Source organism: Providencia sp. PROV209 (assembly GCF_028479485.1).
In the GTDB taxonomy this organism is placed as follows: domain Bacteria; phylum Pseudomonadota; class Gammaproteobacteria; order Enterobacterales; family Enterobacteriaceae; genus Providencia; species Providencia alcalifaciens.
Genome location: NZ_JAMPNR010000002.1, coordinates 1 through 18005, shown reverse-complemented (window position 1 = coordinate 18005; position 18005 = coordinate 1). Strand labels below are relative to the sequence as shown.

At 42.3% G+C, this 18005-nt stretch carries 13 protein-coding genes; 7 read left to right on the top strand and 6 right to left on the bottom strand.

What is annotated here, in order from left to right; translation table 11 throughout:
* Positions 1–18: 18 nt before the first annotated feature.
* Together PR795_RS02635 and lrp are read right to left on the bottom strand one after the other, a co-directional pair.
* On the bottom strand, positions 19–3678 hold the full coding sequence (locus PR795_RS02635) for a DNA translocase FtsK 4TM domain-containing protein (protein ID WP_272516638.1): 3660 nt from the start codon (positions 3676–3678) through the stop codon (positions 19–21).
* A 412-nt stretch (positions 3679–4090) separates the two neighbouring features.
* Positions 4091–4585: a leucine-responsive transcriptional regulator Lrp gene (gene lrp / locus PR795_RS02630; RefSeq protein ID WP_272516637.1), complete on the bottom strand. Its 495-nt coding sequence runs from the start codon at positions 4583–4585 to the stop codon at positions 4091–4093.
* Positions 4586–5121: 536 nt separating this feature from the next.
* Between lrp and trxB the strand changes: the two genes are divergently transcribed.
* The 6 genes from trxB (at position 5122) to infA (ending at position 12874) form a co-directional block, all read left to right on the top strand.
* Positions 5122–6084 (top strand): thioredoxin-disulfide reductase, encoded by a 963-nt coding sequence (gene trxB / locus PR795_RS02625; protein WP_036960839.1) that lies wholly within the window; start codon positions 5122–5124, stop codon positions 6082–6084.
* Between the two features lie 190 nt (positions 6085–6274).
* Positions 6275–7954: a DUF7057 domain-containing protein gene (locus tag PR795_RS02620; protein WP_181480714.1), complete on the top strand. Its 1680-nt coding sequence runs from the start codon at positions 6275–6277 to the stop codon at positions 7952–7954.
* A gap of 319 nt (positions 7955–8273) precedes the next feature.
* Positions 8274–10040 (top strand): heme ABC transporter permease/ATP-binding protein CydD, encoded by a 1767-nt coding sequence (cydD, locus tag PR795_RS02615; protein WP_036960844.1) that lies wholly within the window; start codon positions 8274–8276, stop codon positions 10038–10040.
* A gap of 2 nt (positions 10041–10042) precedes the next feature.
* Entirely contained in the window at positions 10043–11785 is a 1743-nt protein-coding gene (cydC, locus tag PR795_RS02610) for a heme ABC transporter ATP-binding protein/permease CydC (protein WP_006662189.1), read from the top strand.
* Positions 11786–11793: 8 nt separating this feature from the next.
* Positions 11794–12516, top strand: a complete 723-nt coding sequence (aat, locus tag PR795_RS02605; protein WP_181480713.1) for a leucyl/phenylalanyl-tRNA--protein transferase — start codon at positions 11794–11796, stop codon at positions 12514–12516.
* 139 nt (positions 12517–12655) lie between these two features.
* The gene (infA, locus tag PR795_RS02600; RefSeq protein WP_004244560.1) at positions 12656–12874 is read left to right on the top strand and encodes a translation initiation factor IF-1; all 219 of its coding nucleotides are present in this window, start codon (positions 12656–12658) and stop codon (positions 12872–12874) included.
* Between the two features lie 67 nt (positions 12875–12941).
* Here infA and clpA read toward each other — a convergent pair whose 3' ends face one another.
* Both clpA and clpS read right to left on the bottom strand, forming a co-directional pair.
* A complete protein-coding gene (gene clpA, locus PR795_RS02595) occupies positions 12942–15227 on the bottom strand; it encodes an ATP-dependent Clp protease ATP-binding subunit ClpA (protein WP_006657775.1) in 2286 nt (761 codons plus the stop codon).
* Positions 15228–15258: 31 nt separating this feature from the next.
* Entirely contained in the window at positions 15259–15579 is a 321-nt protein-coding gene (gene clpS / locus PR795_RS02590) for an ATP-dependent Clp protease adapter ClpS (RefSeq protein WP_006662191.1), read from the bottom strand.
* A 624-nt stretch (positions 15580–16203) separates the two neighbouring features.
* Between clpS and PR795_RS02585 the strand changes: the two genes are divergently transcribed.
* Positions 16204–16485 (top strand): DinI-like family protein, encoded by a 282-nt coding sequence (locus tag PR795_RS02585; protein WP_272516636.1) that lies wholly within the window; start codon positions 16204–16206, stop codon positions 16483–16485.
* 70 nt (positions 16486–16555) lie between these two features.
* Here PR795_RS02585 and PR795_RS02580 read toward each other — a convergent pair whose 3' ends face one another.
* Entirely contained in the window at positions 16556–16954 is a 399-nt protein-coding gene (locus PR795_RS02580) for a hypothetical protein (protein ID WP_272516635.1), read from the bottom strand.
* Positions 16955–16956: 2 nt separating this feature from the next.
* Complete coding sequence (locus tag PR795_RS02575) at positions 16957–17703, bottom strand: hypothetical protein (RefSeq protein ID WP_272516634.1); 747 nt, start codon at positions 17701–17703, stop codon at positions 16957–16959.
* Positions 17704–18005: the final 302 nt, after the last annotated feature.

Sequence of the window (18005 nt, the reverse complement as noted above, 5' to 3'; positions counted from 1 at the left end):
CAATTAGCACATGAAATATTAATATCCCATTGATGGCGGAGCTAATACCTCTCGGTTACCATTATGTCCAGGTTCACTCACAATTCCTTGATCTTCCATTTGCTCAACAATTCGAGCGGCACGGTTGTAACCGATACGGAATTGACGTTGCACACCAGAGATAGAGACTCTTTGTTTTTCAACAACAAATTCAACTGCTTGATCAAATAATGGGTCAAGATCTTCATCGCCATTATCTGAACTGCCGCCCCCTTCGCTGTCATCGCTGCACGTCGTAATACTGTCGATATATTGCGGTTTGCCACGCGCTTTCCAGTCATTAACGACAGCATGAACTTCTTGGTCACGCACAAATGCGCCATGAACACGTACAGGAATTGATGAGTTAGGTGGCAGGTAAAGCATATCCCCCATACCCAATAATGATTCCGCGCCACCTTGATCAAGAATAGTTCTAGAGTCGATTTTACTGGATACCGTAAAGGCTATACGGGTTGGAATATTGGCTTTAATTAACCCTGTAATGATGTCAACGGATGGGCGCTGTGTTGCTAATACTAGGTGGATACCCGCAGCTCGCGCTTTTTGCGCTAAGCGAGCAATAAGCTCTTCCACTTTTTTCCCTGCGGTCATCATTAAGTCAGCAAATTCATCAACCATCACCACAATATACGGTTCTTTTTTCAGCATTGGATGTTCTACATCCATGCTGTCACCCGGTTTCCAGAACGGATCAGGAATTGGTCGATTCATCTCTGCCGCAGCTTTGATTTTATCGTTATAGCCAGCAAGGTTACGCACACCCAATGCAGACATGAGTTTATAACGGCGCTCCATCTCGTTAACACACCAACGCAGTGCATTGGCGGCATCCTTCATATCTGTCACGACTTCGGTTAATAAATGTGGGATCCCTTCATAAATAGAGAGCTCTAACATTTTCGGGTCAATCATAATAAAGCGAACATCTTCAGGTTTAGCTTTATATAAAATACTGAGGATCATAGCGTTGACCCCCACAGATTTACCTGACCCTGTGGTACCTGCGACTAATAAATGAGGCATTTTTGCCAAGTCCGCAACAACCGGCTCGCCTTCAATGTCTTTTCCTAGAACTATCGTCAATGGTGATGGATTTTTTCTAAAATCATCACAATCTAAGACTTCACTTAAGTACACCGTTTGACGTTTTTCATTCGGTAATTCGAGACCCACATAAGGTTTGCCCGGAATCACTTCAACGACACGTACTGCTGTCGTCGATAACGAGCGAGCAAGGTCTCTTGATAACGTTGAAATGCGAGCGGCTTTCACGCCGGGTGCTAAATCTAACTCAAAACGCGTTATAACAGGACCAGGAGAGAATCCGACGACTTCTGCTTTGACGCGGTAATCATTTAAGCGAGCTTCAATCAGCCTTGCTGTTTGCTCCAATTTGAACATATCCACAGGCTCTTCTTGCTCTGGTGGACTTGCCAATAAATCAAGAGATGGCATTGGCGTTGTTGGTTTTGGTAATGGTTGATCATTACGTACCAAGAATGGGTGGAACAAGCTATCTTGTTGCGGCTGTTGCGGCTGTTGCGGCTGTTGCGGCTGTTGCGGCTGTTGCGGCTGTTGCGGCTGTTGCGGCTGCGCAATAGTGTGTGGCTGCACAGCAGAATGAGCAACAACTTCATTGATAGGATTAACTGGCGTAGATGGCGTTTGCACAGGTGGTTCAGCCACCGATGGCATAAATAACGGCACGGCTGGCTCATCATCAACTAAATCATCAACGGGTGAGAAACGTTCAAATGCTGACAATGGCGTACTTAAATCAATCCTAGGCTCTAAGTCATCCACATCATTATCTAAATCATGCTCATCATCGGCATGAGCCGTAAAACGGTGGATATCTGAAGGCTGAGTTTGTTCTGTTGGTACAACAGGTTCAAAAGCAGGTGTAAACGCTGGCGCAGAAGCCCAACGATGCTCAATTTCAGGCTGAGTAAACGTGCTAACCGGCGGCGTTACTTGCTCTAAAGGAGCCTCAACCGCAGATTGGTCAACCTGAAATGCAGCGTCAAAATCTTGCATATCCGTTTCTGGTTCACCATAGCGCTGACGCTGTTGTTCCAAAAACTGGACGCGCAGCAACCTTTCTTGCTCCAGCTCATCATCCGTTTTAACGTTTTCTTCCGGCTCTTGTTCCGCGGACCATTGTTGATAAACCTGTTCGCGCTGTGATGCCTCTTCTTGGCGACGCTGTAATTCTGCATCCCGTTGAGATGGAATGCGGATACCATACAGCTCACGACGTGTTGGCAAACGAACTGGATTTGGGCGCGGTAATTCTGGCTCCAGATTCTTTTTCACTTGTGCATGGCGATCCATCGCAGCGATTGAAATACCTGCCGCGGTTAGCGCAGCAGGATCAGCAATACGGTTGGTCACTGAAGGTTCACTGATATCAGGACTTCCCACTTCTATTGTGGGTTCTACAGGTGAAAATGCTGTCGTTGTTGGTGCAACTGACTTTGGCGCCTGTGGTTCAGGAGCAAAAATAGGCTCTGGCGTAAATGCAGGTGGTTGAGTAAATGCTGGCTCAGACGTAAATGTAGGCTCAGGTGTGTACGCAGGCTCTTGCGAAATCACAAGTGAAGAAGAATATGCCTGTGTCGGCGGCACTTGCGGCTGATATTCATCAGGAACTTCAAAATGATAAGTTTGCGGTTCTTCCGTTGCCGAGAAATTGGGTAAATTCTCGTTTTCCGTCGGTTTCGCCACAAATACAGGCTCAGCTATTGATGCGGTTGGCTGTACAGGTTCAATCTCTTGCTGCAACACAATAGTCGGTTGCGAATCAATAGGTGCTTGCGAATCAACGACAATTTGTGGTTCAGCAGCAGCCTGTATATCTTCAGAGACTAGCTCCGATACCGTCGGTGCTGAGAAAAGCACATCATCAGCATCATATTGCTGCGCTTCATCATGCGCTTGATGCTCAGCGATTTGAGCTCGCTGCAATGCCTCTTCGGTTTCTTCAACCTCATAATCGTGGTCATCCAGATCATCACCACGCGCTCGATTTGTCAGTAATGTAATTGGAAGTAGTATCCCTGCCCCAATTTTTTCCGCGATCGTAAGCCAAGACCATCCAGTGAAAAGAGTAAAACTGATAGCCCAGAGAAACAGTAAAGCTAAAGTGGCGCCTAACGAGTTAAACCACGGCATAATGGCATTACTAAAGACACTACCAATCACCCCACCTGAAGCGAAGTTTGGTAAATCATCAAAATTGAGGGCAGCTAAACCACAGGATGACAAGATCAGCGCTAACCCGCCAATCAAGCGTAAAGAAAGTGAGAAAAAGTCAATATAACGACGCTGACTTTCATAATGATAAATTGCCCAACACCCGAGCAACAATAACGGAGGAATCGCAAATGCAAGAATACCAAATGCAGAAAAGAGGATATCCGCACTCCATGAGCCAATGCTTCCCCCTAAATTTTTGACGGGAGCATCCCAGTTAGTTTGTGACCAACTTGGGTCTGAAGGGTTAAAGCTCCATAACGCGACCATAAGAAAAATCGCGCAGAGGCAGATGACCAACAAAATCACCTCTAATAGCCGTCTGCCGCTACTCAGCTTTTTAAATTTGATGTACTTATCTTCGGTATATTCTTGGCTCATTATTGTTTCTTTACTGACTGATGTTCTTGCTTAATACGTGATTATTCTATGATTATTCTAACACTAATCCCCTAAACGTGCCTGCTTTAAGGAGATTAAGACAAATTATCACACCATAGAGACCATAAGATTCAGTATTTCATCTTACGAATGAGGTTTCAAACTCTATTTAAGGTCAAAATTCTTAATTGTTTATAGCTTTAAAATCAATAAATTGAAATGAAAATTTCTGACTAAATTTGAGGTCTCTTGAGTACAGCAGACAAGATCGTGTTTAAAAAAGAATCATTAAGGGGACAGAGAGAAAAGTGAGTGTTCCTAAAACGGAACAACGCTGAGTAAACTCAGCGTTGAAACAGCAGTGCGACAACAATGCAGATTGCTGTGCAGGAATGATGAATACAAAGTACGATTAGCGAGTTTTAATCACTAAACGGTTGCTTTGTTTCACTTCTTCCATAACTACGTAGGTACGAGTATCGTTTACACCCGGAAGGCGTAATAAGGTTTCACCTAGCAGTTTACGATATGCGGACATATCTGGCACACGCGTTTTCAACAGATAGTCAAAGTCACCAGAAACAAGGTGACATTCTTGAATTTCTTCAAGTTTTTGAACTGCTGTGTTGAATTGTTCAAAGACATCAGGAGCCCCACGGTTTAACGTAATTTCAACGAAAACCAGCAGTGATGCATCTAAATAGTGTCGGTTTAACAGCGCGGTATAGCCAGAAATGAACCCTTGTCTTTCAAGACGACGAACACGCTCTAAACATGGTGTTGGAGATAAACCAACGCGCTTAGATAGTTCAACGTTAGAGATACGCCCGTCTTTTTGCAATTCGTTCAGTATATTCCTGTCAATCCGGTCAAGGTCTTTGCCAGGACGCTTTTTATTGTCAATCATCTCTTATCTCTCTTTCTCTAATTGTTATTTTCATATCTTATAAAACGGCCCCATCTATACGTCAGTCTTCCTAAGCGGACTAGCGGGCGTGGAACCTATTCTATTCGTCATAACTGAAGTTCTCGTAAACCGAATAATTGTTTACAATCGTCGCGACATTGCCTGAATGTGTGACGTAAAGTTAATTTTCCAGTAAGAACAAAAATGCGCCATTTCCATTGACCTGCTAGATAATTAACTCTTAGATAGATGTTTTCGCAAATGCGCAGCCGATTGTCAAAGTAAATGAATAAAAATCAGTACAAGATTTCGGTTTTTTTTTCAGTAAAACGTTTCGCAGACCTAATTCAAGATAATTCCTAAAATTACCATTTCGTGATTAAAGCACTTTCCCTTCTATTTTTTAACTCTTAATTGGTACTACCTATCAGAAAAATTTGTTCTGTCCATATGAATGAACAGTTAAATCACTTTTGTTACCCCCCTATTTCTCCTACAATCGTGTTTATGCTTTTTCGAGACTAAAAGAGGAATTCATGAGCACAACCACACATCGCAAGTTAATCATTTTAGGTTCAGGTCCTGCCGGTTATACCGCAGCCGTTTACGCAGCTCGCGCAAATTTACACCCTGCACTGATTACTGGGGTGGAAAAAGGCGGTCAATTAACCACAACTACCGAAGTTGAAAACTGGCCGGGTGATCCTGAAGGCTTAACAGGTCCAGGACTCATGGAGCGCATGCATGCCCATGCAGAAAAATTCGAAACGGAAATCATCAACGACCACATTACAAAAGTAGACTTCCAACAGCGTCCTTTCCGTTTGTTCGGTGGTGAGACTGAATACACCTGTGATGCATTAATCATCGCAACGGGTGCATCGGCTCGTTATATTGGCTTACCATCTGAAGAAGCATTTAAAGGTCGCGGTGTTTCCGCTTGTGCAACCTGCGATGGTTTCTTCTATCGTAACCAAAAAGTCGCCGTAGTTGGCGGCGGTAATACTGCGGTTGAAGAAGCGCTATATCTTTCTAATATTGCGTCTGAAGTGCATTTAATTCACCGTCGTGACAGCTTCAGAGCAGAAAAAATCCTAGTCAACCGACTGATGGATAAAGTCGAAAATGGTAATATCGTTCTGCACACTGACAATACTCTAGATGAAGTTCTGGGTGATGACATGGGCGTGACTGGCGTTCGCTTACGTTGCACCAAAACAGATAAAACAGAGGATATCGAGGTAATGGGTGCCTTTATTGCTATTGGTCATAGCCCAAACACCGCGATTTTCGATGGTCAGTTAGCCTTAAATAATGGGTATATAAAAGTGCAGTCCGGTACTAACGGTAACGCGACCCAAACGTCTGTTGAAGGGATCTTTGCCGCGGGCGATGTCATGGACCACATCTATCGTCAAGCCATTACATCTGCGGGAACTGGTTGCATGGCAGCATTAGATGCAGAGCGCTATCTTGATGGATTAGCCGATAAGAAATAATTTTCTAACCCAGCCTTAATTTAAGCCTCATTCTGTCCGTTCATCGAAACGAAATAGAATGGGGCTTTTTATTTATCCATTTCACAAAAATAAGCATCGCACCGCTAAGTGAATTAGGAGCAAGTTTATGTTGTTCTTTTGACTCCCTATCTATACTCAGCTTCATCATCTTATTCACTAAGGAATTGACATGGAGCCACAAACGCAAAAAGAATCAGTGAGTAAATTGGCATATCTGATTGTTATTTTGTTATCGGTTATTCAAGGGATTATCATCACTGGTACGCTAGATTACTCCATTCGTACCAATGTTGAATTAGATCCTATATGGATCTATTTGCCCATGGTATTCGCCATTTTTGTGCCTTCTGTAATCAGTTTTCTTATTACAAATGCCAAACAACCTGCTTTTTATCTGAATATCATCCTGACCATCATTCTTATCGGTTGGATTAATACTTGGCAGAACTTAGAAACAGGGTCTTCATCCAGTAGTGAACCCTTCCTCGCGGTGAGCACGCTAACCGTCCTGATTTTCTTTTTGCTACCATGGATGCAAAATCGCCAAGCCACGGGTAGATGGAAAGCTCATTACAGCTGCTTAGTCGGGCACTATTTCCGCAATACGCTATTTGGCTTTTTTGCCTGTGCTATTGGTGGCTTATTAGCGTTTATTGTTAAACAAGCCAGTTTCTTATTCGGCATTGTTAATCTGGCGACACTCAGTCATTTCCTTAACAATGATTACATCCTTTGGATCGCTTTTTTACTTGGCTTCAATATCAGCGTGCTGTTTTTGCGCTCTAAATTAGTGATGCAGCTGAACAATATCGCCAAATATTTTTCACAATTTTTCCTACCACTGCTTAGCCTTATTGCAGCCATTTTCTTAGTTGGTCTTGCCATTTCACTCTTTACGGGGGTGCACTATACCGCTTCTGAACTTGGCTCTGGAACCATGCTTTGCTTTGTTATTTTAAATGTCATTTTTATTAATGCCCTTTATGGTGATGGCTCAACGCAATTTCAATTTAAAGCTATCATCAATGGGTTTGTATTAATTAGCATCGTTCTGCTCAACGCATTCTCTGCACTTTCTCTGTATGGCATCTTAGTTCGAGTCAACCAATATAGTTGGAGTGTCAGCCGATTGTACGCCTTTGCAATTGCATTATTTTTGGCAATCCTTATTTTGGCGTACAGCATCACAGTCATGATAAAACGACGCCACTGGGCAAACGCTCTAGGCTCGATTAATAAGGTAGCTATTCTTGGTTTAATCGCCACCATTTTAGTGATTAATAGTCCTATTGGTGATTTCCAGAGGATCACGGTTAATAGCATTATGGCGGCGGTTGAAAAAGGCAAAATTAAAATTAATTACGATTTATCGTATGACCTAGAAAAACTCGGGGAGCGAGGAAAAGCCGCTTTAGCACTACTGGAACAAAACCCAGAAACGAAAGCTCAACTTAAAGTTGGTGCTTACTCCGATACACCAAAACCTTTTAAAGAAGTACTCATTATCGCAAAAGGTAGTCAGCCACTTCCCCAGAGTTGGTTTGATATGGAAGATGGAATTCGAGATTCCTGGAACTGCACAAGTTATTACCGTAATTACGAATGTCTTGGATTCATGGCGGATGTGAACAGCGATGGGGCTGATGAAGTGGTTATGTGCTATTCCATGCCAGAATCCCTCGACTATGAATGCACCATCTGGCAAGCCCAAGCAAACACATGGAATCTAGTGGATACACAAAAGCAAGTCTTTGATGATACCGCTGATAAAAAAGCCGCATGGGATAACTTACTCAATAACCAATTTAAGCTACAACCTAAAACATGGTTAGAAATTGTTCCTGAATAACTGACTGACTTCCTCTCGCGATTTCAATCTAAAATGTAGGTGGCTTAACAATTATAAATTATGCCACCTTATTTTTTGGTCATAATAACGGTAACATCCTCTGCTCGCTCGAATTTAATTATATGACAATCAATATGATTTACCTTTATAAAACATATTGATAACAAAAATTGTTCTATTCAAATATCTAACTTTTATTATGTAACATCTCCAATGGAAGCTGTTATGATAGGTAAAAATTCGGTTAGATTTGATGACAAAGTCAACTATCTTAACTGCACTCAATAACATGAAAACTACACCTGCTAACTAAATCATTATGGATAAATCAAGACAGACTGAATTGGTGCGTTGGTTAAAACAACACAGCGCTCCTGCCAAGCGTTGGCTCCGAATTTCTATGCTCTTAGGCATAGTCAGTGGTTTATTAATTATTGCGCAAGCTTGGTTAATCGCAGTGATTTTACAAGCCTTGCTGATGGACCACATTCCTCGAGAGCAACTGCTCACCGACTTTACTTTATTGATTAGTGTCTTTATTTTACGAGGCATTGTTCACTATCTGCGCGAACGAGCGGGTTACCATTGTGGGCAAGTCGTTAGGCAGCAAGTCCGTAGTATGGTGTTAGATAAACTACAAGAACTAGGTCCCGTGTGGGTAAAAGGTAAACCTGCTGGCAGCTGGGCAACCATCATTCTTGAGCAAATTGAAGATATGCAAGATTACTACTCTCGCTATCTTCCTCAAATGTATCTCGCCACCATCATCCCAATCATGATCCTGATTGCCATCTTCCCATTTAACTGGGCTGCGGCATTAATTTTATTTGCTACTGCACCATTAATTCCTATTTTCATGGCATTAGTTGGGCTAGGCGCTGCAGATGCTAACCGTCGAAACTTCTTAGCATTGAGCCGTTTGAGTGGTAGCTTCCTTGACCGATTACGAGGATTGGATACTCTTCGTCTATTTTTCCGTGGCAAAGCAGAAGTGACTCAAATTCGTGAATCCACCGAAGATTTTCGCTCTCGGACGATGGAAGTGCTCCGCATGGCGTTTTTATCGTCAGGTGTCTTAGAGTTTTTTGCCTCTATTTCTATTGCCGTCGTTGCCGTTTACTTTGGTTTTTCCTACCTCGGGGAATTGAGCTTCGGTAGCTATGGTCTGCCCGTTACCCTATTTGCGGGTTTCCTTGCTTTAATTTTATCCCCTGAGTTCTTCCAGCCTCTGCGCGACTTAGGGACTTACTACCACGCTAAAGCTCAAGCTGTGGGCGCAGCTGAATCACTTGTAACCCTACTCGAAAGCCAAGCTGATGAAAAATCACCTCAAGGCAACAAGGTCATTGATAATCAACCGATTCGCATTGAAGCCAAACGGCTGGAAATTCTCTCCCACGATGGCGCTATCCTTGCGGGTCCTCTTGATTTTACGGTTGAGCCACAACAACGCATCGCATTAGTTGGGCAAAGTGGTGCGGGTAAAAGCTCCTTATTAAACTTATTACTCGGTTTCCTTCCTTACCGTGGCTCTATCACCATTAATGGTCATGAACTCAATCAGCTATGCTCTGATGAATGGAGAGCGTTGGTCGGCTGGGTAGGACAAAACCCACATTTGCCAGAACAGACGTTGAAAGAAAACATTTGTTTGGGTAAACCTGATGCAACAGAGGCGGAAATTCAATCTGCGATTGAAAAAGCGTATGTTGCAGAATTTCTGCCAAACTTACCTGATGGATTAAACACGCGTTTAGGTGATTTTGCTGCGCGCCTTTCTGTTGGTCAGGCCCAGCGTGTGGCCGTCGCTCGCGTGCTATTAAAGCCGTCACGTTTATTGCTATTAGATGAACCCGCTGCGAGCTTAGATGCCCATAGCGAGCAGCGTGTCATGGAAACATTAAACCAACTCTCCGAGCAGCAAACGACGCTCTTAGTGACCCATTTACTCGAAGAAACGATGGATTACGACCAAATTTGGGTAATGGCAAACGGACAAATTATTCAACGTGGTAATTACCAACAACTGAGCCAGTCTGAAGGTGCCTTTGCCCAGTTGCTTGCTCACCGCCAAGAGGAGCTTTAAAAATGAAAGTATTACTGCCCTTCTTAGCCCTCTATCGCCGCCATTGGTTTTTGATTTCATTAGGGATCATTCTGGCAATTGTCACTCTACTTGCAAGTATTGGGCTGCTTACCCTATCAGGATGGTTCTTAGCGGGTGCTGCTATTGTGGGTGCTCCGGGGATCTATTTCTTTAACTATATGTTGCCAGCCGCAGGTGTCCGTGGTGCTGCCATTTTTCGTACCGCAGGACGCTATGCCGAGCGCTTAGTTAGCCACGATGCCACTTTTAAGGTCTTAGCCCATCTACGCGTTTTCGCTTTCAGTAAAGTGCTACCGCTGTCTCCTGGTGGGATCAGCCGTTTCCGCCAAGGGGATTTATTAAATCGATTGGTTGCCGATGTGGAGACTTTAGACCATCTTTACTTACGTGTTCTGTCTCCAATAGTTAGCGCCTTCTTTGTGACATTTGTGCTAATCATCGGTCTGAGCTTCCTTGACCCTCGCCTTGCATGGACTCTAGGCGGCGTAATGTTGTTTTTACTGTTCACGATGCCGATTGTTTTTTATCGTGCGGGTAAACCTATTGGGCACGAACTCACCGAACTCCGTGGTAATTACCGCACCGTTTTAACTTCTGCATTACAAGGACAAGCTGAATTAGCCTTGTTTGGTGCCACTCAACGTTTTCGCCAAAACTTATCTAACATCGAAAATTCATGGCAAGCGCGTCAACAGCAACAAGCTGCACTCACGGGGCTATCTCAAGCAATTATTCTCTGTGCATCAGGACTGACAGCAACCTTGCTATTATGGATGGCTGCTGAGCATGTGGGGGGAAATACACAACCGGGTGCGCTGATTGCTTTATTCGTTTTCTGTGCATTGGCTGCATTTGAAGCCTTAGGTCCTGTCGCTGTGGCATTCCAACACATGGGACAAGTCATCGCGTCAGCGACTCGAGTGTCCCAATTAATGCATGCGAAGCCAGAAGTGAGCTTTGTTAATCAAAGTCACGAGCTGAAGTCTCTTGAAAGTTTAATGATTGATAATGTGACCTTTACGTATCCAGAGCAACCTTTTGCGGTTATCAAAAAAGTCTCATTATTCGTCAAGCAAGGTCAACATATTGCGTTATTAGGAAAAACCGGCTGTGGAAAATCGACCCTACTTCAATTACTCACTCGTGCTTGGGATGTCGACAGTGGCGTGATTACGATTAACGGTCAGCCAATTCAAGAATACAGTGAAGAAGCGCTGCGTGGAGCAATGTCTGTTGTGCCTCAGCGTGTCCATGTGTTCAGTGATACCTTACGCAACAACTTACTGCTGGCGAATGAACAAGCCTCTGACGAACAACTTTGTGATGTTTTAACCCAAGTCGGCTTAGATAACTTATTGGATACCCAATTAAAACTAAATGCTTGGATGGGTGAAGGTGGTCGTCAATTATCAGGAGGAGAGCAGCGCCGCTTAGGTATCGCTCGTGCACTTTTACATGATGCGCCACTGGTATTAATGGATGAGCCTACCGAAGGGCTAGATGCCCATACTGAGCAACAAATTCTCAGTTTACTCAAACAAAAATGTGCAGATAAAACCCTGATAGTTATCACCCATCGTCTGCAAGGTTTAGAGCAAATGGATACTATCTGTGTGATGGATAATGGCGAAATCATTGAACAAGGCTCCCACCAGCAACTGTTAGCTGAGCAAGGTCGCTATTATCAATTCCATCAGCGTCATTTGGTTCAGCAAACTCGCTGAGGTGTACCATGTACCAGTTAGATGACGACTCTTATCTGTTCCCTCCCGTGTCTGAAGCGATGCGGGAACCTAATGGATTATTAGCGATTGGCGGAGATTTATCATCCCGCCGATTACAATCTGCGTATTATGATGGTATTTTTCCCTGGTTTAACCCTGGAGAAGTACCATTATGGTGGTCTCCTGATCCTCGAGCTGTTTTGATGGTGGGTGATCTGCATATCAGCCGCTCCATGATCAAAACATTTAAAAAATCCCCTTATCGCATTACCATAAATCATGCATTTAAAAATGTGATTGAAGCCTGTGCAGTACGTCAAGAAGGGACTTGGATCCTACCTTCCGTGCAGGCTGGCTATCTCGCTTTACATCAAGAGGGTTTAGCGCACTCGATTGAGGCATGGCATGGCGAGAAATTGGTTGGAGGCTTATACGGCGTGAACATGGGACACCTGTTTTGTGGGGAATCCATGTTCAGTAAAATGAATGATGCATCCAAATGTGCTTTTATTACATTCTATTTTCATTTTTTGCGCTATAATGGGCAACTTTTTGATTGTCAGGTACTTAACCACCACACCGCCTCACTGGGTGCAACGGAGATCTCCCGCAGGGATTTCCTTCATATTCTTTACCGGTGGCGTGATCTGCGAATTGACCCAGCATGCTGGTTACCACAGTCAATTGATTTACCACAATCATTTGAAAAATCACCACTTTTTAAGAAATAAAAAGTGACAATACAGTAATTTTATCCCCAACTGTGCGAAAGAAAGATCGCTTTAAAATGCGACACTTCTTTACTTAGTGTGGGTTTTTGGGCATTATCTTGCCCGTAAAAAATCACGGTTATTAGACTTAGAGGATTAGATGGCCAAAGAAGATAATATTGAAATGCAGGGAACGGTTTTGGATACCCTGCCAAATACAATGTTCCGCGTTGAACTGGAAAATGGTCACGTCGTGACTGCACACATCTCTGGTAAAATGCGTAAAAACTACATCCGCATTCTGACAGGCGACAAGGTAACTGTAGAGTTAACTCCTTATGACCTGAGCAAAGGTCGTATCATTTTCCGTAGCCGCTGATTTTCGATTTTCAGGCAAGGCCTGACAAGACCACAGGTGCCCAAGACACCTGTGGTACTAGCTATTGTCAGATTACAGCATCCTCTGGAGAGGCCTTGTGTACGCTACTGAAGCTGTATGTCAGTGTGTGACTATTTTCATCAAGCCCGATACTCACCGAGCCACCATTCGTTAACGAACCAAATAACAGTTCATTCGCTAATGGTTTCTTCAGGTTATCCTGAATGACACGCGCCATAGGTCGGGCACCCATTGTTTTGTCATACCCTTTTTCACATAACCAACGGCGAGCTGCTTGGCTAACCTCAATCGAAACGCCCTTCTCATCCAGCTGAGCTTGCAGCTCGACAATGAACTTATCAACCACCTGTGTGATGATATCCATCGACAGTGAATTAAACCAAATGATGCCATCAAGACGGTTACGGAACTCCGGTGAAAATGTCTTTTTGATTTCTGACATTGCATCCGTACTATTGTCTTGCTCTGCAAAGCCAATCGAACGACGCTGAGTTTCTTGTACTCCTGCGTTTGTTGTCATCACAACAATCACATTGCGGAAATCCGCTTTACGACCGTTATTATCAGTTAACGTACCGTGATCCATCACTTGCAGAAGGATATTGAACACATCGGGGTGCGCTTTTTCAATTTCATCCAATAACACCACGGAATGTGGGTGCTTGATAACCGCATCGGTTAACAAACCGCCTTGGTCAAAGCCCACATACCCTGGAGGCGCACCAATCAACCGACTAACCGTATGGCGTTCCATGTATTCGGACATATCAAAGCGCAATAGTTTCACATCCAATGCTTTCGCTAATTGGACCGTCACCTCGGTTTTACCCACCCCTGTTGGTCCTGCAAATAAGAAGGAGCCTACGGGTTTATGCTCTAGCCCTAAACCAGCGCGATTCATCTTAATCGCTTCAGAAAGCGCTTCAATCGCATTGTCTTGCCCGAAAACTAACATTTTCAAGCGAGAGTCTAAGGTTCTTAAGCGATCTTTGTCGCTGGATGAAACCGTTTTTTCTGGAATACGCGCAATACGTGCCACCACGGTTTCAATTTCAGGTACACCAATCGTTTTCTTCCGCTTACTTGGAGCAACTAAACGAGTTCTTGCACCTGCTTCATCAATGACATCAATTGCTTTATCTGGCAGATGGCGGTCAGTAATGTATTTCACAGACAAGTCCACCGCTGCTTGAATCGCTTTTGCGGTGTAACGAACATCATGATGGGACTCATATTTTGGCTTCAAGCCATTAATAATACGTACAGTCTCTTCAGGGGACGGCTCCACAATATCAATTTTTTGGAAACGGCGAGCTAATGCCCTATCTTTCTCAAAAATATTACTGAACTCTTGATATGTGGTGGAACCAATCACTCGAATACGCCCACTCGATAAAAGTGGCTTAATCAAGTTTGCGGCATCGACTTGCCCACCCGATGCGGCTCCCGCCCCAATAATGGTGTGAATTTCATCGATAAACAGGATGCTTTTCGGATCTTTTTCCAGCATTTTTAGCAACGCTTTGAAACGTTTCTCAAAGTCGCCACGATATTTTGTTCCTGCTAGCAACGAGCCAATGTCCAAGGAATAAATAGTGCAATCCTTCATCACTTCAGGGACATCGTTTTGTTCAATGCGCCATGCTAAGCCTTCTGCAATCGCTGTTTTACCCACGCCGGATTCCCCAACTAATAATGGGTTATTCTTACGGCGGCGGCATAGTACTTGAATAGTACGCTCTAATTCAGCTTGACGCCCCACCAGCGGGTCAATATTCCCTTTCTTAGCCTGCTGGTTAAGATTCGTGGTGAAGTTGTCCATATGGTCTTCTGAGACCGGCTGCTCTTCGCTTGACGGAGCATTGTTAGAAGCATCCTCTTCTGAGGAGGATGAATCCTCACCTTTGATGGTTCCGTGAGAAATGTAATTAACCACATCAAGGCGGCTAACATCATGCTTACGTAATAGATAGGCGGCTTGTGATTCTTGTTCACTAAAAATCGCCACCAGCACATTAGCGCCAGTCACTTCATTACGCCCTGATGATTGAACATGAAAAACAGCACGTTGCAGCACGCGCTGGAAACTCAATGTCGGCTGAGTATCTCGTGTATCATTTTCAGGTAATAACGGTGTAGTTTGGGCAATAAAATGTTCAAGCTCTTGTCTAAGGGCAACCAAATCAACCTTACAAGCCTCTAATGCTTCACGCGCAGAGATATTACTCAACAACGCCAGCAATAGGTGCTCCACAGTCATAAATTCATGGCGATTGTCTTTCGCTCTGGTAAAAGCGACATTTAGACTAAGCTCCAGTTCTTGATTGAGCATAAGCACCTCCCAAAATTGATATTAAGACTCTTCAGACTTTCTCTATAGTACACAATAAAGGATATTCATGTTCCCTTGCAAAAGCATTGACTTGAGCGGCTTTCGTTTCTGCAACTTCAGCAGTATAAACACCGCAAACACCTTTACCTTGAAAATGCACATCTAACATTATCTGTGTAGCGCGTTCTTCATCAAAAGAAAAGTATTTTTGTAACACTTCAACAACAAAATCCATCGGCGTGTAATCATCATTATTTAACAAAACCTTATACATTGATGGTGGTTGCAGCGCCTTTTCAACTTCATCTTTAAAAATTGTGTCAGTTTTAAATGTGCCCAGAAAATCACTCATTACTTTCTTGCTCAGTCGTGTTGCTCAGTGTGGAAATTCAATTTAAGCATAGCCTTTATTATCAATGATATCTATCCGTTAAATAGCACTTCAATAAAGCTAGGTCATTAAAAATATTTTGTCTTCATTTTGATACTAAATACTCAATTTACGTCAGTGTACCATGGGCTGATAGCAGACTTGTAGATCCTAAATTTTGTGATCCATATCAAATAATTTAAAAATTCGCGAAAAACGCTCATCGGATTATTTTCAGTTTACTCAAAAAGCCAAAATCCGACTCTTGACCAAATATCCCTATCCAATACAGTATGAAATGCGAGCGATAAACCTCGTATTTATACCTAGTTTGCATGTGTATTTTATTCATGCGCTTAATAATAACTTAACTTATTGATTCATAATCATTTAAATGGCATTACCCCTTAGTTTTATGTCATTTTCAACTATCATTTAACCTCTTGATTTAACGATATTCTTTAAATGGTTTTGGGGAAGTCGTTTTCTTAGCCATAAGATAAATTTCACCTTATTTCTTGACCTCCATTAACATTTTACTGTATATAATCACAGTTATTGTTTGACTGTTTTTATATACAGTACTCTATGTAAGGAAAATGTACGATGGTTACTATTAAAGTTCGCTTCGCTGCAAGTATGAAAGGCAAGTTACCCATGGGGACTTTCGATGCATTGAAAAATGAAATCACAAAAAGATTGAGTCCCAAATACCCTGATTTAAATATCGATATCAACTGGGGATCTCAAGCTAATGTGTCTATTGATGGTCTTGGAAAGAACGAAAAGAAAACCTACATCGAAGAAACGCTGGAAGAAATATGGAATGATGGGGATTGGATGCCTGAAATGAAAGAAACTGAGGAAGTGGAATTTTTCGACAAGTGAATTAAAAAAAGCCACTTTTTAATTAGTGGCTTTTCGCTTAACTATCAGAGTGATTTGTTTACTTATATCACTATTCGTCATCTAATGATTTTACAAGATTTATCAATCTAGTGGACTCATCAATTACCTGAGATGCCTTCAATTCAGGATGCTTCATTTCTAGATTGTAATCGGAATCATGCCGCTTTGATTTTAAAATATTCAGTTTATTTCCAACGCTAGCGGCAAGTTTTCTAGGAACATTCTCATTACATCCCTGATAATCTATCAATGATTTTACAAGTTTTTTGTGCTCACCAAAAGGCATTGAATTCCATTGCTCACTACCCTTGAATTCATTAGATATTAATTCGTTAGCATAGTAATAACTTGAATAATAAGCTCGACTTATCGATGTTCTAATTGCAACCTCGGATTTATCGTTTACAATAATTTTTTTAGCATATTCAATGTAATCATCAAGTTCCATTTTTATGCCCTTCCTGGCTCAATATAGATACAGCAATCACTGGATAGCAAACCTTTGTCATACAAAGACTCAAATAATTGCTCATTTAGATCTGATACTTTATCAAGATCTAAATTAACTCTAAAAATATAAGTCATTGTTCCATCGGAATCTTTCTTTAATAGTGTTGATGGAGATCCTTTATATTGACGCTCTACAATGTCTAAAAGACAATCAACCATAGGTCGAAATTGTTCTATAAGAGATGCATTCTCACGCATTAACATAGCCGTCACCTTACCTTCAGTGTTTAAACCTATATCATCTATAGATATACCCATCTTTTCTAAGATAGAAACTGCGGCATCAATAAGCTCAATCCTTAATGAATACACCCCCAGCATGAATAATTCATAGCCCAGCATTTTTGGGTGGTAATTAATCAAGTGGGACGATTCCTCAATAAAAGCGTTATGTTTTTGGTGTAGTCCGGCATTTCGCAATGTAACTATGTAATTATTCCAATAACTCGGGTTAGTTTGATCTAGTTTTATTGCCCTTTCACACAAGGACATACCTTCTTCTATTTCTACCCCTTGAAGAATGGCCATAATTCCCTTTAAATGAAGCTTCAATGCGATGTCAGCGAGCCTCTCTATCTCTCGTTTAATTCCCATAACTTGAATAGGGAAAAGCTTTAGCTCACCAGATAACATGGATTCAGCTATGGTGTCTAAAATTTCTTGTCCTTTAGATTGGGGTCTTAACATCGACTTATTTCCTTCCCTTCAATGGGATCCATCTAATTGCTAAGTTAATATAATTCCATTTATATTAACTTAGCAATTTGGTTGTATCAATAAAAACAACCGTGGTTTTTTATTAAGCATTTATTTTTAATAAAAAACATGAAGAATCTTTCTAGCTTTTAAGTAGTTAACTTTATTTTCTGCAAATAAAATAATCAGCATCTAATATCTACATACGCCAACCACTCAAGCTGGCGCACCTTAGTTATTACTCTTCTAGTTTGCTTGCTTGTTCTTGTTTGGATTCTTCCTCTAATCTCTAC